Below are 19963 nucleotides of genomic sequence, written 5' to 3'. Positions count from 1 at the left end.
TCTACGCCAACTGGTGCAATTGAGCATATTGTAATAACATAATTGTCTTGGCGTCTTTAATCTCACCGGTGCTTATCATCTCCAGGGCTTTGCTGAAAGGCAGTTCCAGCACCTCAATATTCTCCTGTTCATGTTCAATGCCTCCACCTTCATGCACTTTCATTTCTTTTGTATATTCTGCTACAAAGAAATACAGGATCTCCGTCACCGACCCCGGCGACATATAAGCTTCAAATACCTTGCGTACATGGGAAACTTTATAGCCTGTCTCTTCTTCTGTTTCGCGCCGGATGCAATCTTCGGGGTTATCTTTATCCAGCAGTCCGGCACAGGCTTCAATCAGCATACCGCTTTCATTGCCATTCAGGAAAGTCGGCATCCGGAACTGGCGGGTCAGGATCACGGTTTTAGAAGTTGTATTATACAACAGGATGGTAGCACCATTGCCCCGGTCATAAGCCTCCCGGCTTTGCGTTTCCCGGCTGCCATCGGGCTTCAGGTATTCGTACGTGATCTTCCGAAGGGTGTACCAGTTATTGGAGAGTACTTCTGTTTGCAGTATCTTGATCGTGTTATTTGTCATACCCTGCTAAGATACTAACAATTCTATGTTTCAATCCTTTAAAGACATCTCCATATCGGAATCAGGTTGTAGTCTGCTAATCCCACCAATAAGTATGCTTCCAATATAGCACGCCGCCATGATGTGAGCAAGCGCCTCGCCCGGTTGCATGGCTATCCCATCCGTCCCAGCATTTACAACCTGATCTTTTCCTGGTAGCGCAGGTAAAACAACCAGCTAACAGTAAAGCTATAACTAAGTAAATAATGCAAGATGGTTTAGAGGTGGCGCTCATGCAGGAGAAAGTTTCTCAGTGATCCATAGCAGCATCATTCGAATGTTATCTCTGACCGCTTATAGTCAATGGATATCTTACCAAAATTCTCTAACGCAGATTGTCCCATCAAAAGAGGAGCGATAGAATTGTCAACCACAGAAGCTTGTACATTATAAATAGTTCTATTTCCTATCGTAATTTCCTTTAAACTAATAATTGTACCTACTGAAATATCTCCGTTGGCATCAATAAAATTAGCCGTTCCGATAACATCATCCTTCGTCAATTTACCCTGTTTATAGAGATAAGATGCCTCTACATTGGAAATAGAGATCAAACCAGCTCCGGTATCAAAGATAAATTCCATGCTCACACCATTTACGGTGACCGGTATTTTATAGACGCCATTATCCTTTACCATTTTAACAATAGTTCTGCCGGAAAACTTCCTACTTCCTGTGTTGGTTCCGGGAGACACTATGTCTCCGTCACTCTTTTTAATTCTGCCCGACTTTGAACAACCCGAACAACCGGGAAGCAAGAGGACAACAGTTATAATATAGAAGATTATTCTGCTCATTTGAAGTCACCGATTTTAGGAAATATCTGAATAAGGAAACGTTGATTATCTTCTTCTTTTTCCAGCCGTCCTACCCCACCCCAGCCATTACCGGATATCTGAAGATCAATCAATCCTTTATACTCCGGCGCCTCAAAATCAATCCCCTTTGAATGCCAATAATCACGCAAGCTCAAGGCACGTTTATAGCTAAGTTCATAATTATGATACTTTTCCCCGGTCTTAGAGGCATAACCGGCAATAGCTAAAATATAAGAAACATTTTTCAGTTTGGGATCAGCTTCCTTGGCCTGTTTCAGGTTATCAATAATGGATTTCAGTTGAGCGCCGGCCCTGTCAATTTTCATGACTGTTGTTCCGTAATTTTCCAGTTTGCTGTAGCTGATCTGGAATTGATCCACTTCAAACTTTACATCGAAAGAAAGCTTAAACCGTTTAAACTCTTCTTCGTAGGTAAACAACGTTGAGTCGCTTTTCAAAGGCTTCAGGTTTTCTTCAACCGTTTCAATAATGGCCAGCTTTTCCTTCTGAAGCTTGATCGTTGTATTAAGCCGCACATAAGTTAACACATACAATACCAGCATAACAAAGAACAGACTCGTCATTAAGTCAGTATAACTGGGCCAAAAGGAATTTTCTCTTGCTCCTTTCACTGCGATATTTTAGAATATTTAAACATCTTTAATAACCCAACTAAAAAAACAATAAATAGAAATAAAAAAACCAGGAATATTTTTATAAAAGAACGATTTAAAGACAAAACCTTGTATGTAAACCAAATATATTCAACAAAATATACAAGAAACAAAGCAGCACTTAACACAAGCAATAGAATATAAAAAGATACTTTTACATCATTGGTATATAATTTCATCTCTTTAAATCTTTGCAACAAATAGAAGAACATTAAATAGCCACAAGTAAACAGTAGGAAATAAAGAAAAACAAGTACAATAGATGAAGTGGGTGGCAAAACTTCTTTAAACATTATCGGTATTTTTATTCTCTTACCGATAAAATTACCATACACTTCCATATAATACTCACCACAAATCTTATCGCCATGAGGGAATTCCAGGACCAGGGGGATGTCCGGGTAAACAGGAACTTTCATAGGCCTGCTAAGTTTAGCTAAATAATTATATTCCGTCGCTCTAAGATAAACACTCTCATCTGGCATATAAATATCCTGCTCTTTGACACCAATATATAAATCTAACGGCTTTGCAATACTATCAAACATCACCTTTGTAACAGAATTGCTATTAAATCCTCCTTGCTTACAAGGATAATAGAAAATTATAGAGGATAAGGTATCTTCAACCACAGGATATGTTACTGATCTTATAAACTCAAAAGGATTTTCTGATTTAATATACAAATCGTCTAATTCATAATAATTGGTCTTATCAGACAATTGCCTAAATCTGTTAATAGTAGGATCTGCTTCAGTCATATTAACGGCAAAACCATTAACTTTTACAATATTTAGCTGATAAACATGCTTTTCGTTTAACCTATCAATAGAATAACCAAGTTCAGATAAAGTTTTTCTTGAAGCTGCAACTTCATGCTTAAAGTCACTCACAATAGTCACCATATGACTTCTTGCAGGATCCAGAATATTCTTCTTCATCATTCGACTACATATAGAAGTAAAATCACTGCTCTCAGATTTTTTATTGATTTTCGGCTTTTTTGTACAATAAAGTCCTAAAAACTTGGAAAATGTTAATGTATCAGTTTTCAATTCCTCATCAGTCAAGGAAACAGTTGAATCTTTCCCCAAATAAAAATCAATTGTAAAAGATTTTGGATATTGGTTCGGAGCATGATATAATGACAAAACTAAGCTGACTAAAATACAATCTTCAATCTCCAGATTGTTAAAACAAACATCATTTTTAGGTGAGAATTTATTATTTTTTATAGAGTCCAACAAAATCTCTTTTAAGCTGGCAAACTTTTTAACACTAACACTATCCAGAGCCATAGACCCGCTTTTATCAACAACAAAATAATAATGACCAATAAGCGTATTATCATACTTCGCTGATACCGGCAAGTGACTTTCTGGCGAAAACTGACTTGCGATCGTTAATTGATCAAAAGGAAACCTAATTACATCAAATGAATTAAACCAATCATATCCAGAATCGATTTCCCTGCTATTAAATATATCATAAGAAGAAAACACAGAAGAATGAATACCAAATACAAAACAAATGACCGCGAATATAAGCAACATAATAGCAGCCAATCGACGAACAAAATATTCCCCACACAGAATAAAAAAGTTCTTATACGATATACAAAGAAGCACCAAAACTCCAAAAGGCACTAACAACTGGCTATATTTGAAAATTAACAACCCCATAATAAGTTAAATCATCTTGATTAATTAAACCCAAATACCTTTTTCGTCTTCCCCCACACACGGGTTATTATATTCCAACGCCCATTTCTACTTGCATTATCAATACTTTCATTTAACACTTGTAACCTATTATTTATAGATTCAAGTTCAAGCGCAATACTTCCCACCTGAGCTGCACTACTCATCTTTATATCAGACAAGTTCTTATTTAATGTTTCCAAATGGATCAGGTTATCCAGTTTCTTCCACTTCTCAGGATACTGCTCCTGCATCAGGTTTATTTCGCTTAGGGTGATCTTCTGTACCTCATTGATCCGCTCCTGCGTAAACTCTTTCAGTTTCACAAGCGTTTCATCCAGCGTATTACCTACCCCATTAACAGCCTGAGTGATTAATTGATGACTTTGATCCAAAGAACTGTAATGACTTTGCAAGAACTTCGCTAAAGCCTGGTTTTCTTCAAATACCGACACAATCCCCTTACCAAGTGCATTCAGATTGTCCGTACGCTTAATAACATCATTCAACTGACTGGTAAAATCCTTCGTACCATTGACCAATTCATTGACCTGCGCCAGATAGACATTAAATTGGGAGAACTTATCCGTAGCCGCCTGTAGCTCTTTCAATACTACGACGTTTGCTTTTGCTATAGCTCCAATATCCTTTTTTTCCAAAGCATCCAAAATCCTTTCCTGCGCAAGGATAGTGTCATGGTTTTTTCGCATGGCAAGATTTAACTTATCCACGTTTTCCTTAAATTCTTCATTAAACTTGTGCAGGTTACTCTGCAGCGAGAACAAGGTCGAGTTGATATTCTGATTAAGAAGGGGCAACAGGTCAATCTGAATGAAAGTATAAAAGTCATTCTTTTTTTCCTCCACCAGCACTTTGGCTCCCTTAAAGGAATAACCACTATTAATAACAGTAAAAAGCAACCCGGTAAAACTGGCTATCATGGCGATCTTAACGCCATCCAACAATAGAGAAATAGCGCTGTCTAAAGCGGTTGGGTCTGCGGCAAAATCCACACCCGATATCTGAAACAAACCAAATACGATTCCCAGAAAAGTGCCCAGCAACCCCAGGTACAAAGGCAATGAAATAGACTGATTAATATCATCCTCTACAGCATCAGTATTCCGCTCTACCACGTCTTTTATCAAGTGAAAATCAGACGCTACACCGCGGTTTCTGATAAGATAAGTATTCAATGCATACACAATCTTGTCCGTAACATGATTTCCCCCTTCCATTCTATAGATTAGTTCAACCAAGATGCGCTTGTCTGGCTCATATATCTCCGGCCTCAGAACCAGTCCTCCTTCGCTGACAATTTCTGTTTGAACAATCTTAGGTTCACTCTCCCCTATATACTTATTCAGGTTTTCCAGCAATTCTCTTGGATGCAGATCAAAATGCTCTTTTAAGAACCCAGGCCTGATGATCCTAAAATTGTCAGCATCGGGAAATACAGACTTATAAACCGAAATCCGGTTTCTTGTCCTGATGAAAATAAGCAGTTGAAAGCCTATGATCACACAAACACCAATAAGTTCTCCCAACTGAAAATTATTCATACCGTATAATAGCTTTGGTTTTGATCATCCATCTGTCTCCTTCAAGGAAAGCTACCCCCTTTGTTTTTGTAACAATATTCCGTACGGTGTCACCTGGCAGGTTCTCCTCATCGCAGGCTGGCCGGATATAGCTTTCTACCATACTCAGTATTTCATGAACAGGGGCGCCTGAAGTATGCAACTCATAAATAGCCTCGTATTTATTGCTCTTAATCGTAAACTTGTACACTGTATTCTCCCTGGTAGCAGACTTTGCAGAAAGCGGGAAATAGTGATTCACAGGGCCGGCCATATAAAATACTTCTTCCTTACTGCCTTCACGCGTTCCGGCTGTTGACTGTACCGGAGCAGAGGTGACAACACCTGAACTATCCTTTTTCTCCAACATGCTTTTAATAACATTAACATCATCAACCAATGATTGAACTGCGGTGCTGTTCAATACAGCATTTTCCACGTCTCGTATACTAAGCGTTCCAGTGGAGTTCTTATGCCAGGTTTCTTTGCCGCTTGCAGCCATTTTGTTAAACGCCGCTGTGTCATTATCAATCGCAAGTTTACGCAACTTTTCATGCAGGAATTTTATCTCCCGCATACAATAAACGAACGCCCCTGTGATCGCCAGAAAAAGCAACACTATCCATATAGACAAATGATCATTGCTAAAAAAGCCGGCCTTTTGTGGCATAACAAACACTGTATCCTTCTTATTTCCCTCACTGCCTCGCCCATTTTGTTTTTCATTACCGGGATCACCCGTTTGCCCCAGGAAATTAACAATAGCCATTATCAGAAAGTCCCGCTTTTCCTGCAGAAAATCATACTCTTTCTTATAACTCTCAGAAAGAATGGCAAAAGCATCATCAACTATCTTACCGGCGGCTTTCTCATTCTCCAGGTCAGTAAGCATACTTATATCTATACCATTAATAGGGTCAACCAATTGCCCTATGGTCCTAGTAAACTTACCGGTAAGCACTTTCTTAAGCACTGTCGCATCCTTGGCGCTTGACACGTGCTCAATCTGTAAATCGGATTTTATTGACTCAAATTCACCTTTCTTACTCTTATCTCTTTCAACATAAGCCTCCAGAAACAAATAAGTGATCTTTCCATTCACATAATCCCTTGCCTTCTCAAGCTTACCTTTATCTATATCCTTCCCCAACATCCTTACCGGCATAGCGGCACTCAAAACGACCAATCCTGCTATTAAAAATCCCTTCATGGCTTCCCGCATTTATTTATTGTCATTGTGAATTTTATAAGCCAGCCTGTTAAGAGCACCGGAAAGCGGATAAAAGAACAATGTTTCCTCGATATTAATATCCACATTATCATGCGTTTCCTTGATCTTCTCTTTGATACCACTGATCAGATCTACTTTGATCTTGCTTGTCAACAATTCCTCGTATTCATGGAATTTTTTAGGACTAATCCCGAAATTCTGGTAGTAATTGAACTTTGTATTCCAGCTAAAGAATTTCTTAATAAAAGCAGACACATTGGTGCATACCGCATCAATAATATCCGGCCCCTCAATCTGTGTATAATGTAAGGACTGCCGTTTGGTAGTACGAGTATTATCAGACCCTACCAGCACATCCGTAATATCACGCTCAAGCATTTCAAACTGGTCAAAATTGCTGCACTCCAGCCCGCCCTTACAGGTTATTTCTTTAGGGCTCTTAAAAAAACGGAACTCTATAGGAGGTGATTTCTCTGTTTCATACACATCTTCGAAAATGATCTTTGTATACGTCAATAAAGAGGAGATATCCGTTCCCCCACCCGCGATCTTTATTACTTTAGACCCGTTTCCGCTAAACGTAATGTATTCGGGAATGGCCAGTCCATTCGCCCTCATCAAGGTGGCTATGTGATATATAATGGAAGCATAAAAGAGAACAAATACAAGTTTAAGCTCATTATCCTCCGCCAATAGCTGTGAAAAAGACAAGGGGATCCGGCTATCCCTGACAGATTTATTATCTTCTAATGAGAAGAAAAACTCGATCAGTTCAATGGAATTAGAATTCTTTTGCTTTAGCGAATCATATATTAAAACTAACTTTTGAACGGAAGCCCCTCCTCCCAATGCCTCCTTCACTTTGCCCTCATACCGTTGTACAAATCCATTAAAAGTGGAAGTACTTCCATACCCGTCCCCGAATATGGAGTTGGCAGCATACCTGAATGAAGTAAGCAATACAGGGTTCTCGCTTTTATAAATTACAATATCTGTAGTACCACCACCAATATCAATGCTGACTGCGGGCCGGTCGTGCGGCCTTACATTCTCCTTATGGTAATAGTAATAAAAAGGAGCAAAAGACTCAGACATCCTGTTCAGGTTCTTAGCCTCAGGAAAATACCGTTGAAAATAGGTTTGCCAGGAAGTCCGCAAAAAGTCGCGCCTGAACTTAGGCATACTGGAAGGGTAGAACCATACGATTTCAGTTGTTGCCAGGTCTCCACCATTTAATAACACCTTATTCCTGATCATCAGCAAAAGCTGCTTGAGAAACCCCCGGGCCCTCCTTTCAAATCGCTTGTCATTTTTAAAATCCACCCATTTCAGGTTAGGTGTTATTTCACCATTCCCTTCCAGTCTTTCTTTATTATACCAAAATGGGATATTGAAGTCAGCCAGGGCAAAGTTCGGCTCATGAGGGTTAAAATTCCCATTGTCATACACTACTGTACGTTGCGGAAATTTATATTGGCTTTGTGTACTAATAGAAAAAGGGGCAAACTCCTCCTTAATAAAATCAACCAGCTTTATCGCACCAAACTTAGGGATAAGGTACTCCCGCGTTTTGTCATCCGGGCTATGCAGCGTAGCCATCTGCAAGTCCTTTTCAGTTATATCAAAAGGGCGGCTCTCTTCGTTCCCTGCCTTATACTCTACATGGGTATTGGTAGTACCAAAGTCAATAGCGAACTTAAAGGTTTTGGAAACAGCCGGCTGTTGTTTAAAAATGGGTATCAGAATGCCTGTACTATTATTATTTTTCACCTCTATAATATCAAAATTCTCTTCAATAACATCATAAGTAGTAGTCACCCCCTGTACCTGGTGCTTATTGCTCCTCATCTTTGGTGCAGCAAGCTTCAATGCCTCCAAAGGATGCTGTTCCTTATAAAAACTGAGTGAATAATTATAATGCTTTGTCAATGCATGTACATCCCTGTCTACAAACATTACCCTGTAATGGGGATTGACGGGCTGTGACAACTTCAGGAAAGGGTAAATAGCCAGTGTAAATTGATTCTCTGCCACTATACCAAAGTTTTCCTTCTCATCCGCCTTTTGTACTTTATCCTGGAACTGATTGGTGTGATATAACCTCGAAAACTGTATGTACCTGTTCTTCTTGATGGGTATTCTAAGAATAGCCTTCACGCCCCCGGGCATCTGGACCAATTCAAACATCTTTTTCCCATCCGACACAGTACCCATGAGGTCGGTAATAGAGAAATACTCAAAAAAACTCTTTTTGATAGGCAATACAAAGCCGTGGTCCTTCTCCCCGGTCCTGAATTCATAATTTCCGGTAAAAAACTTATCGGCATCTACAGGATAAGGCAGTTTTATCAGATAGGGCTCTAAAAAGTCACTCACCGTAAGATAGGGATACTTAATATGCGTTTGATTGGGAAGCGTCCGGTCTTTCAAAGGCCTTTCATCAAAAAACGGCACATTTTCATGATAACTCTTTTGCCATACGCCTCCCCCATACTTTAACGATTCATTAAATGGTTCATTGGGCAATACGCAAGGCGGCAGCCCTGCTGCATACCTGGGCGACTCAATAATAAAATCGTTATCATCACCGGTGGGCACCTCTCCATAATTCTTGGCACGGAGATAAAGGCCCAATATTTCAGCATTATTGCCTGCTGCATTAACAGGTATCTTATTATAATCCGCTTCGTAAATAGTATTATCAAGATTCCTGATCGTATTTTTCAGCCCATCATCCAACAATTGAAAACACAGATCGAGATAAGTATTCACATCCGGGAACGACTCAGAGAAACCACTAAAAGCAGCCCGCAAGGAATAGATATATTTTATAAATTCTCTCCCCCTTTTGTGCAAAGGGCAAAACTTATCGTCAAATACCCTGTCATTACCAAAAGTAATATCAACAAAGGACAGATCATTGGCCGATGAGAAGAACAAAGTGGCAGGAGATGTACCTCCGATAATATTAATAATTTCAGGCCCTTGCTTATAATTAAGCAAATAACAATGCTTTAATCCTGAAAAATTAAATGCTTTCCTATCCTGGAATAAATACATCTTTAGTGTTTCCCCCAGCAACCGGTGTTTGGCATTACCCGAATGAAGCAGCTTTCCCAGATCGCTGGCAGGCTCTATATCCAATTCCCCTCCGTTAACAATTATTCCGGCATTCCATTCCAGTATTTCGATTTTATCTGTCAACGCCTCACTATTAAAAAAGATCTCTGCAACGTCCAAACAATCTGAAACCATCCGGTGATAGATCGTATTCCCTTCAAGCGCCTTTTTACCGGTTACATAACGAAATGCTGTTCTTACCAGGTCCATCCTGGCAAATGGAGAAGGGATAGAAGTAATCTGGGTATGTGCATTAGAGCCTGAAGGGTCCTCGATGGAATTAATAAAATTATCCGACAGATGGCCGGGGATTTCCTGCCAATGAGCGATATTTTCTCCTGCCCCTGTATGCAAACGGAATATTTTACTCATGCTGCAAACAATTATATTAGAGTTTAATCTCCTTGTTAACAATTTCTGTTGTAGCGTTATAGAAAAGCGCTGTAAGCTTTTGTGTGCTTCTTAAATGATCATAATTAGGTTCCATTTTGGAAAGTAGTCCCAGGTAATGATCAAGCCCCTTGGATTCAAATACACTTTTTAAAAAACCTTTCTTATTAGGTCTTCCATTGACAAGATTGTATATATCCTTACCAGATTTCTGATGATCAAGTCCATTAAAAGCCACATTTGACAAAGACATTTCACTAAGCCAGTCATTGTAATGCCTGTTAAACTGGTTAATGGACGATCTGAAACGTGCATCAAGCGCTTCCATCGTCAGTTTATTGTTTCCATTAATAGCCCAAGCCTCCCCTTTTGCCTTTGAATATTCCTCATAATGATGCTCCATAAAACTTTTGAATAATCCATAACGGGTCAATGGCTTGGCGATCAATTCATAGGTCGCTTTCTCCAGGTCCTCAAAAACAATGGACGCCGATTCCTGCCTTAACCCAAATTCAAAGAACTTGGGATTGGCCGCATGCCCGTCAACTACAGTCAGCTCTTCATCTTCCAGGCTCATAAAATCAACAATACTCAGGGCTGCCGCCAATTCTATAAAATGGGCCTTGTTCTTCTGTTCGGTAGCACCATCGGCTCCTTTTTGATCATTGGTTACATTGTCGCCAATATAATAGAGTGCGTTAACAGACTTATTACCGCTCACATTCCTGGCATAATAGGATAACGCGGCCTTGGTCTTTGAAATAAAAGAGTTACTATCAACAGTAGTTTGTTCATTTTTATCAACGCCAAAATAAGGAAGCACAGTTACAGCGCCGATCCTGGCATTCTGCAGGAAATGATGGTGAGGAGTAGGATGTTTCGCATCCCGTATATTTTTCAGGATCAGTGGGAAACCAGCCGCGCCGGTGCCTCCAAAAATGGAGCTGATTATAAATACACGGTCGTCCTGCTCAAAATTAGCGGCAAACCGTTTGAAGAAATCCGATTGTTTGAATTTATTCAACACTACACTTCCGATATTGGGATTTCCTTTAAATCCAACTTCCATATCGGCATTCAGGTTGGATTTCGAGAACAGCAAGGAAGCAAAAGCCCTGTTATTCTTGTCCAGTTCGCTGTACCCGATAAATTCTTTAAACAGTTGTTCTTTAACGCCGTCAATATCAAATTTAAAATTGTCCGACACAAAACCTCCGTCACCCAATTCATCCAGGGAGGATATCTTGGTATTAAAGAAACCAGCTTGGCCGGAAACAGACTTTTTCCTGATCTCTTTGTATATCGTTAAGATATCTACCGTCCTGGTCAGGTCGCCATTAGCGCTGTCGGGGTCAATAATAATAGGCACAATCGTTTCCGTATTCTTTATTTCAACGCCCGAAGCCAGCAGCATGGTAAGCGCCTTTACCACTCTTGAACCCGTTCCGCCTATAGCGAATAAAAATAATTTTGCCATAAATTAAAAGGGGACTTTTCTGTTAACACTACTCTTCCATTTGATCAAAAATGTTAAGACCAGGCACCATACAAATGAAAAAATAGCCGAAGTGAAGGCGAAGCCCATACAATCTGATGTATTCATTTGAAGGTCCTTGCAATAATTGCCGGTAGAAAGATCATTATTGGGGATAATGAAGGCTATTACAAACACAATAACCGAACCTGCCAGGCAATTGATGAACCACCACCACCAGCGATTAAACGGACGCCTGTTGAAGAGGCCATAATAATAATTCAGCATAATAAGGGTATTGATACCAAACAGGCAAATAAAAACTATATTATAAATAGATTGCCGCGTGTAATCATTACATTCCACATCAAGCCCCTGCAGGTATTCACCCAATCCGTTTTGCGCAGAGTATAACCCCAGCGCTTCAAAAAGACCAACCAAAAAATCCATAACTATTTTTTATTTTTAATCCAGATAATTATTACCACCAATACCAGGAAGCCAAGAATGATCCACCAAATAGCCCCATACGACTTCCTTTCCGTAACGTAATTATTCTTACTCACTTTTATCATGATGGAGAATTGCTCCTGACCATTATACCGGTTGCTATACGCTTCTGAAATACCACTCACCAGGTAACTAAACCCAAAAGTCTGACCTTGTTGTATCGAATCTAATGGGTTAGTATCATTAATAGTAGACGATGCTCCCACCCACGCCGGCAATTTCGATTTCAGCTTAATCGCCACATCCTGCTTTTGCTTGAGATCGGAAGTCTTCACCGTAAATACATGCGTGTACCCTTTTAAAGATTCATTGGTCTCATCCGTATTACGCGCTATGGATACGATCGTATAATTTTCAGGCACTTCATAGTTCGCCCGATCATCTAAAAAGGATTTATCCATTTTAACCATGCCAAGATCCGCAGCCACTGAAAATTGGAAGACATCAGGATCAGCATTCCGTCCGCCGGCCTGTGCGTTATTAATGACCAATTTGGAGGAAGGTTGTTCTATTTCAAAATCGCCAATCTTATTATTCCTTATTACTTTGGCTTTGGGTCTGGCGCCCTCAGGCGTTAACAGGTAATAACTATTCTCGAATCCTTTGTAATCAGCAAAGTGGATCTTAGAAAGGAAATCTCCCAACGCCTGCTGTTTCCCGAAGACCATAATATAATAAGGGCGCCTGATACCCTTATCTGATAAATTAACTGTAAGTGGTCGTTGGCTTTCTACATAGTATACACCATTGAACTGAGAGTTCAGCTTTAATATAATGGTTGAGAAATCACGTTGCTTTAGCTCATGCGACAAATAAAGCTCCAGTGTATTTTGGGCGGCATCAAGATATTTGGGAGAAGCGCCCTGGCTATCAGAAAATATAAAATCAGAAATAAGGATATTAACATCATCAGTATGCGTACTGATAGCTTTCTGTATGATCTCCGGGATAAAAGAAGAGCTGGTGCCACACCCGGATGCTTTAAAACTGGCGGGATTCAGGTTACGGAAAAAATATTGGATATCGCTGGGCTGTGAGTTGACTTGCTGGGGACAAAGCTGGTTATTAATATAATAAATGTTTACAACATCGGTGATGTCCTTTGATTTCAGGTCAGTAATTAAACTAAGTACAGAAGTTTTAAAATCGGATTCCATAGCCACATAGCCATTCATACTTCCTGAATTCTCAATCAGAATATTGTACGGCGGCCTGAGTGAGGCTGTAGGCGGCGGCGTTGCAACACTGTCTTTAACAGTCTTCCCTATATTTCTACGGCCGCTTCCGGATTGCTCCTTACAACCAACCAGCACAAATAATATTACCGTCAACAGACCAGCAAACTGTTTAATCATACTATTAAATAACATTTACACAAAAGGGGTTTGATGCAATACATGCTTACCACAATTGCACTGGCTACTAAGCAATAGAAGAAACGTGGGTATGCTCAGCAATTAAACTGAATAAACCCTTAGGATACTTTGCTACTAATCTTTAAAGCGGAAGCTTGTTTAGGAACTATTTCGCGTACTTGGTGCTACCAGCGAAACAAACAGGATACAATCTTTATATAGAAATGGACCATATCGGTAACTCACTAATTTAAATGCAATAACTGAAACGGACAAGCCTTTTACAGATGGCAAATAAAAAATTGACAAAAGTTAAGACTAAGAGAACGCTGCTTCCTCTTCAACCCCAACAAACAGGTGTTTTAACCCTTTTCCATATCCCAGGAAATATGTATCCACTACATAAATCAACTTATAAAACGAACGACACATTGATTTAACCACCCGAAGCAATTGCTATTTTATCCATCATACACTTTACACCAACAATTACCTTTTGCAAAGAGCATGATCACAGCATCGCCGCCAAGTTATTATTTGATTACAACCCATTTTGTCCCCCTTTCAGGGACATTCGCCCACTTTTCTGGAATAGCACTACCCGCTCTGCAAAAAAGACTGTAAAGCCAATTCTGTCACAATACTACCCACCTGTAAAGTTTTTTCAGTACAAGACAAAAGGCTATAGCACCCACCTGACTCCATAGCAGTCCCATAGAAGCTCCATAGTAGCTCCATAGTCCTCCCATAGTAGAAGTAAGGGACAAGTAAGCCAGTAGTAAGGCAATAGTAAGGGAATAGTAAGAAAACAGGAGTCAAATGCAGGCAGGATGCGGGTTTATATTGTTTCCGATTGGCAAACCCACTACCAGTAAGGCTTTGATCGGATCAGGCATATTAAAATGTTTATTCCCAATCATGGAATGGAGTATAAAAACTGACTTATTCAATTTACTTAAAAAGCCACCATTTACCAACAAAAAACACAAAAAAGGAGGCCGCCTTACAGGCATGCCTCCTCTTCAAGACTGGCATCAGTGAGTCCTACTCACTGTCGTGATTATTGTTGTGGTCGTTGTTGCTATTGCCGTTATTGCTCCCGTTATCCGCCGGCTTTGGCGCAGCCGAACGCTTGTAATAATAGTCCCTCCGGGCCTGTGTAATGGCTTTGTCGCGGTCTATCTTCAACCCCGCTATCGTTTGCCTTTTCTCACGACGGGTCATTTCGCCCATCCTGACCGATTTGATCCTATCGGCATAATCCGTTTTAATATCCTGGATGGTCAGGTCAAGCCTGGATGGCCTGTACCCGTAATTATATCCATAAGGAGGATAATACCAGGGCGAATACAACCCGTAGGGAGAATAGAAAGGAGAATATCCCCAACCCAATCCCAGGCCAACCGATACGCGGGGTCTCACATAGTGATACCCGCCGCCACGAACAACAACCCTTTTTTGTGCTGAAGCACCCAACGCCAGTCCGATTGTTATCATTATCATCAGTATCTTTTTCATAACTAACTATTTGCCTATAAGACTGCAATAAACAGGCAAAAGTTAAATGCCCTAAGCCCGAATAACGATTCAATAACGAAGGGCAGCCAAATTGACTGCCCTTGTTAACAATTTTAACCAATCACCACCTATCGCAGCAGCGCTGTGGCGCACCACAATACCGGCGCCTGGCCATGCATATCGCCAATATTGCGCTTACGGTCGAGGTAATATTGACGTTCGTTCTTTTTATTGGTGCCTTCACACACTTCCCGGATATCGCCCTTCTCATCAATATAGGTGATCAAGGAGAGCCAGGCTTTACGCACGGCAGGCTCATAAGTCTTTTTATCCAGCCAGCCTTCTTTCACCCCCGTGATCATCGCAAAGGTGAACATGCCCGTGCAGGATGTTTCCGGCCATGATTCCGGGTCATCTATCAATTGACGCCACATACCGGTTTCTGCCTGGTATTTCAGCAAAGAAGACATCATCAGTTTATACCCCTGCATGATCCGTGCACGGTTGGGGTTGTTTTTGGGCAGTGAACGCAACAATTCACTCATGCCCACCGCCATCCAGCCATCACCCCGGCCCCAGAAGAAAGGCACATCGGGCGCATGATAAAAAAGACCATTGGGCTTCTGCAGGGAATCAAGGTATACCACCATTTCCTTCGCAGCGCGCTCAATGTATTTCTTGTCGCCGGTAGCCCGGTAAGCCTGCGCCTGTACCGCCGTGATCATAAACATATCATCAATCCACATACGCGTCATCCAGGTAAGTCCCTTGTTATAATAATCGTGGCTTTCCGGTTTTACACGCGGCCCTTCGGGCGGTCCCCATTGCTTATCGGCAATGCCTTTGCCCATATCCAGGTACTTCTGTTCTTTGGTTTGCATGTACAGCTCCAGCGGAACAGAACCAAATACCGCATAATCCACATGGTCCGGCACAGGCACCATGCTGGCTTCTGTACTGAACAGCGGTTCAAAACGGTCGGCCAGTTGCTTGAGCAAGGCTTTGTCCTTCGTTACTTTGGCAAAAGTAAGCGACCCATACCAGGTACATACTTCCGGATAGGTGATCACCTTGGGAGGCGTAGGCCTGCCAAAATTGGGGTGTGGCACTTCCACAAAACGGGCTGCCACCTTCTTACCAACTTCCTGCGGCGATGCCCCCTTGGGCCAGTTCTTTAAGCCGCCTGCATCCTTAGATTGCGCATAACCGGTAATACCGGTAAAAGAAAAAACACCTGTTGCCAGCAACAGGCATTTGAACGTTGTATTCATAGACATCAATTGTTTGCATCAGCAATGTACCACTAACCCACAGCAACAGCAACTTTGTTTATAGAGAAAGTAAAGGTGAGCAGCCTGTGATTACTAATTGCTAATTGCTTGCGTATGTCATTTGTAAACCTGCTATATTGCGGCGCCCACCTTTACTAACTCCTGCAAGAGACATATAAAATCTTAATATTGGAACGGTAGTGTTTACTTCTTATTCAACTATTTTAGCACACACAACATGGTGTTATCGTTGCAGATCGCCATTTTCTTCTTTTCCTTTTTCATCCAGTACCTGTATACAGGAAGAAGGCCCGAGGTCGGGGTTCTTCCATTGGTGCAGGGCCCATACTACTTTCTTATCCGGGGTCACTTCAATGATCTGTACCACTTTGTCCCAATCTTCCTTGCGCAGAAAGCCACCCCAGTTACAGATCACCGTATTGCCATTGGCCAGCCTGCTCACCTGGTGCACGGTATAGAGCGGAAAACCAGGCAGATCGTCCTTATTCACTTCCCACACAATAGCACCGGCAGGATTTACTTCCCGCACATAAGCATGCTGGTTACCACTGATGAGCGTATTACCATTCTTTAACCGTACAGCCGCCCAGGCCGACGGTGCAGCTACAGACCAGATTGGCTGCCATTTGGCATCGTACTCTACGACTTTTCCCATATTCAGGTGAGCCAGCAAGTAAGTGCCTGCTTTGGTACGCCGTATGTGGCGAAACTGTCCATGCACACTTTTGGGATCAGTTGGACGGGCAGTCTCCACCTCCTGTTCCATTTCTACTTTACCGGTCTTTTTATTGATGAGCATTACTTTGGCCGGTGTACCATTCTGGCAAAGAAATACTTTGTCAGTGCCTACCGGCTGTGCTGAATGGCATTCCGTACCGGCCGGACATTGATAGCTCCATACTATTTTCTTAGCAGGCGTTATTTCTGCTGCACCGGTTTTAAAAGCATATAACAAGTTACCGTTTGACAGCAGATGAATATCACTAAACTCACTCAATACACCCTGTGCGTCCTTATTGGGGATGGCATACTGCCATACTACCCTGCCCTTCCGCACCAGTGATACCGTTTGAGAGTCCTTGCGGGTATCCCACTGGCCGGTATATAAAAAATCATGCTGCGCCAGGCCCTTACCCGGTAATACAGCCGGTACAGGGGCGCGGGCAGCAGGCCGGGGAGCCGGCGGAGCCTTTACTTTGACAGAATCCTCACGGATCTCTATTTTCCGGTAATAGATCTCCGCGCCTTCCGATTGTATTAATAGCTTACCACTGCGTAAGCTGGCGTCTGTTCCCTCATTCACCACCTCTCCATTCATGATATGCACACAATGGCCATCGCGTGCAATGATCTCCAGCCGGTTCCATTCGCCTGTTGGTTTTTCATTGTCTTTTTTCTTGATGGCGCGCGTATTCTTGGTGGAAGCTGTCCTTACACCATCTATCACTACCGTAACGCTGTCTATCAGCCAGAAATCGCCGCAGTCGCCCTCCTGTATCTGGCATTCAATAGAACGGGGCCACACTTTATCATCCTGCACTACATAGTACAAAATGCCATTGTCGCGCACCCTGTTTTCGCGGGGCGGATATTTCTTCTCGCCCCATTTGAATTCCATTACAAGGTGAAAGTTGGTATAGGACTGCTCGGTAACAATGTACCCAAACTCTTTGCCGCTGATGCGCAACCATCCATTGGTTACAGAAAACACCGTGTCGGGATCATTATCCTTTCCTTTTGTTTTCAGGAAGGAATGCCAGCCCTTCAGGTCCCTGCCGTTGAACAGGGGTTTGAAATCCTGCGCCAGGAGGGAGCCTGAAAGTGCCAGCATGATTGCTAATGAAAAGAAGCGACTTTTATTTACTTGCATGTAATTAATCGTATTTATAACCAATCAGCCACTCACTCACAACTCACCACTCACTACTCACTTCCTAATTCCAGTCGGCGAAATAAAGATCATTGTTATACGGTTCTCCGGTGGTTACCCGGTTCAACTGGTTCAGCGGAATAGGGCGCAGGATGTGTTTGGGCTGAATATTGGGCCCCGCATCACCATTGTATAATTTAACCCTTTCCAGCAACTTTCCTGTCCTTACGAGGTCCCACCACCTTACGTTCTCACCTACTAATTCCCTGGTACGTTCATCGAGGATGAAATCAATACCCCCGGTAGTCAGGGTAGCCTCCGTTATCTTCATGGCGGCGGCACTACCGGTAGGATAAGCCGCTCTTTCACGCACGGCATTGATGTAAGTGACTGCTTCTGCTGCACGATTAGTCATCAATGCCGCCTCTGCTGCGAGGAGGTAGGTCTCTGCAAAACGGTATACAATTACCGGCCGTATAGAAGGATCATTCAACCCTGCTTTCTTTGCATCGAAGTACTTCATCAGCGTAGGTGCGATCATTGAACTGTAGTTCCGCGGAGGGATCAGCAGGTAGGGAGCAATCGCCACTTCATGATCGGTTTTATCAACACCGGGCATATAGATGGCTGTATCGCCTATCTTTTTGATCTTCGGTTGTCCGGCAACAGCGCCGGGAGGAGCGCCGGGCGGCAATGGGTCAGGCCATTTGTTGTTCTCAATATCTGCCTTGGCAGTTGAGTTGGCGATCCAAAGTACCTGGAATGTTTTGGCGTACCGGGTATCATTCACTCTTTCTGCAAAAGCAGTTTCCGTGGTCCAGCGGGTAGGAACGCAACGGATATAGGGACGGCCATATTCTTTGCTTCTCTTCAGGCCCAGCTTATCATACTGGCCAATATACATATGGTTCAGTACATTGTCTGCACCACCACTGTTGTTGGGACCATTGTACGCCAGGTTGGAAGTATGCTGCACGGTCCAGATGATCTCGGAATTGTTCTCATTGCCCTCTCTGTACACGTCTTTAAAATCGGGCAGCAGGCTCAGGCCATAAGTACCCTTCTTGTCAATGAGGTCTTTGGCAGTTGTATAAGCCTGCTCATAATCATCGGCTGCCTTGGCAGGAGAGCCTGCTTTTGCGAGGTATACTTTTGCCAGTAAGTGACGTGCAGCAGCGGAGCTTGTGCGGCCAAACTGTACGTTACTGCTTCTGGGTCCGGCCGGCAGGTCGGCGGCTGCCTCCGTCAGGTCTTTAATGATCAGTGCATACACATCTGCCAGCGGATCGCGCTTGGCGGCTGTTAAAGGCTGATCGAGGAAGTCGGTATAGATCGTTACATCCCGGAAGAATTGCACCAGCACAAAATAGTATTGCGCCCGGAGGAATTTGGCTTCCGCCATCCTTACTTTCTTCACAGCGGCATCCATTTCCGCTTCCGGCCCATATTTTAACACACCATTACAGGCATTGATGTACTTGTAGCAATTGGCCCAGATATTATTGCCTTGGCCATTCCCGTTGGTATAGCTGCTGGCATAATTATTCACGTCTGTATTCCCGTCCACACCACGCTGAAATTCATCGGTGCCGATAACGGTGAGGGTAAACAGGTCCTGGTTGCCCCATAATAAACGGTTGCCTGCATAGGCAGCGTCCACGCCGGCATGCACCCCTTTTTCTGTACCCAGGAACTCCGGGGTAAGAATTGATTTTACTTCTTCCTCCAGTAATTTATTGCAGCCGGCGCCAGCCAGTGCTGCTATGATACTACCGTATATGATTAACTTTTTCATGATTAACTGTTTTG

General features: G+C 42.4%; 14 protein-coding genes. All 14 read right to left on the bottom strand.

The genetic code is table 11. The features are described from left to right. Window position 1: 1 nt before the first annotated feature. Window positions 2-583, bottom strand: coding sequence for a GDP-mannose pyrophosphatase NudK (gene nudK, locus HB364_RS16420; protein ID WP_167289302.1), 582 nt, complete (start codon window positions 581-583; stop codon window positions 2-4). Between the two features lie 308 nt (window positions 584-891). After that, a complete protein-coding gene (locus HB364_RS16415) occupies window positions 892-1419 on the bottom strand; it encodes a retropepsin-like aspartic protease family protein (protein WP_167289301.1) in 528 nt (175 codons plus the stop codon). Continuing rightward, on the bottom strand, window positions 1416-2024 hold the full coding sequence (locus HB364_RS16410) for an OmpA family protein (RefSeq protein ID WP_167289300.1): 609 nt from the start codon (window positions 2022-2024) through the stop codon (window positions 1416-1418). The genes HB364_RS16415 and HB364_RS16410 overlap by 4 nt, the downstream gene beginning before the upstream one ends. Window positions 2025-2068: 44 nt before the next feature. Then, complete coding sequence (locus HB364_RS16405) at window positions 2069-3766, bottom strand: hypothetical protein (protein WP_167289299.1); 1698 nt, start codon at window positions 3764-3766, stop codon at window positions 2069-2071. A gap of 50 nt (window positions 3767-3816) precedes the next feature. Further along, window positions 3817-5376: a hypothetical protein gene (locus HB364_RS16400; protein ID WP_167289298.1), complete on the bottom strand. Its 1560-nt coding sequence runs from the start codon at window positions 5374-5376 to the stop codon at window positions 3817-3819. After that, on the bottom strand, window positions 5369-6604 hold the full coding sequence (locus HB364_RS16395) for a hypothetical protein (protein WP_167289297.1): 1236 nt from the start codon (window positions 6602-6604) through the stop codon (window positions 5369-5371). Before HB364_RS16395 ends, HB364_RS16400 begins: the two co-directional genes overlap by 8 nt. Before the next feature lie 12 nt (window positions 6605-6616). Beyond that, window positions 6617-10117 (bottom strand): acetate and sugar kinases/Hsc70/actin family protein, encoded by a 3501-nt coding sequence (locus tag HB364_RS16390; protein ID WP_167289296.1) that lies wholly within the window; start codon window positions 10115-10117, stop codon window positions 6617-6619. A gap of 16 nt (window positions 10118-10133) precedes the next feature. After that, window positions 10134-11612, bottom strand: a complete 1479-nt coding sequence (locus HB364_RS16385) for a hypothetical protein (protein WP_167289295.1) — start codon at window positions 11610-11612, stop codon at window positions 10134-10136. A gap of 3 nt (window positions 11613-11615) precedes the next feature. After that, a complete protein-coding gene (locus HB364_RS16380) occupies window positions 11616-12059 on the bottom strand; it encodes a hypothetical protein (protein WP_167289294.1) in 444 nt (147 codons plus the stop codon). A 2-nt stretch (window positions 12060-12061) separates the two neighbouring features. Beyond that, window positions 12062-13474: a hypothetical protein gene (locus HB364_RS16375; protein ID WP_167289293.1), complete on the bottom strand. Its 1413-nt coding sequence runs from the start codon at window positions 13472-13474 to the stop codon at window positions 12062-12064. A 1044-nt stretch (window positions 13475-14518) separates the two neighbouring features. Beyond that, window positions 14519-14992 (bottom strand): hypothetical protein, encoded by a 474-nt coding sequence (locus tag HB364_RS16370; RefSeq protein WP_167289292.1) that lies wholly within the window; start codon window positions 14990-14992, stop codon window positions 14519-14521. Between the two features lie 128 nt (window positions 14993-15120). Continuing rightward, window positions 15121-16263: a glycoside hydrolase family 88/105 protein gene (locus HB364_RS16365; protein ID WP_167289291.1), complete on the bottom strand. Its 1143-nt coding sequence runs from the start codon at window positions 16261-16263 to the stop codon at window positions 15121-15123. A 244-nt stretch (window positions 16264-16507) separates the two neighbouring features. Then, complete coding sequence (locus tag HB364_RS16360) at window positions 16508-18154, bottom strand: 3-keto-disaccharide hydrolase (protein WP_246228506.1); 1647 nt, start codon at window positions 18152-18154, stop codon at window positions 16508-16510. Window positions 18155-18218: 64 nt separating this feature from the next. After that, on the bottom strand, window positions 18219-19949 hold the full coding sequence (locus HB364_RS16355) for a RagB/SusD family nutrient uptake outer membrane protein (protein WP_167289290.1): 1731 nt from the start codon (window positions 19947-19949) through the stop codon (window positions 18219-18221). Between the last annotated feature and the right edge of the window lie 14 nt (window positions 19950-19963).

The sequence above is a fragment of the Paraflavitalea devenefica genome (genome assembly GCF_011759375.1).
GTDB classification, from domain to species: Bacteria; Bacteroidota; Bacteroidia; order Chitinophagales; family Chitinophagaceae; genus Paraflavitalea; species Paraflavitalea devenefica.
The sequence above is the reverse complement of the archived record's forward strand: the minus strand, read 5'-3'. Positions and strand labels throughout refer to the sequence as shown.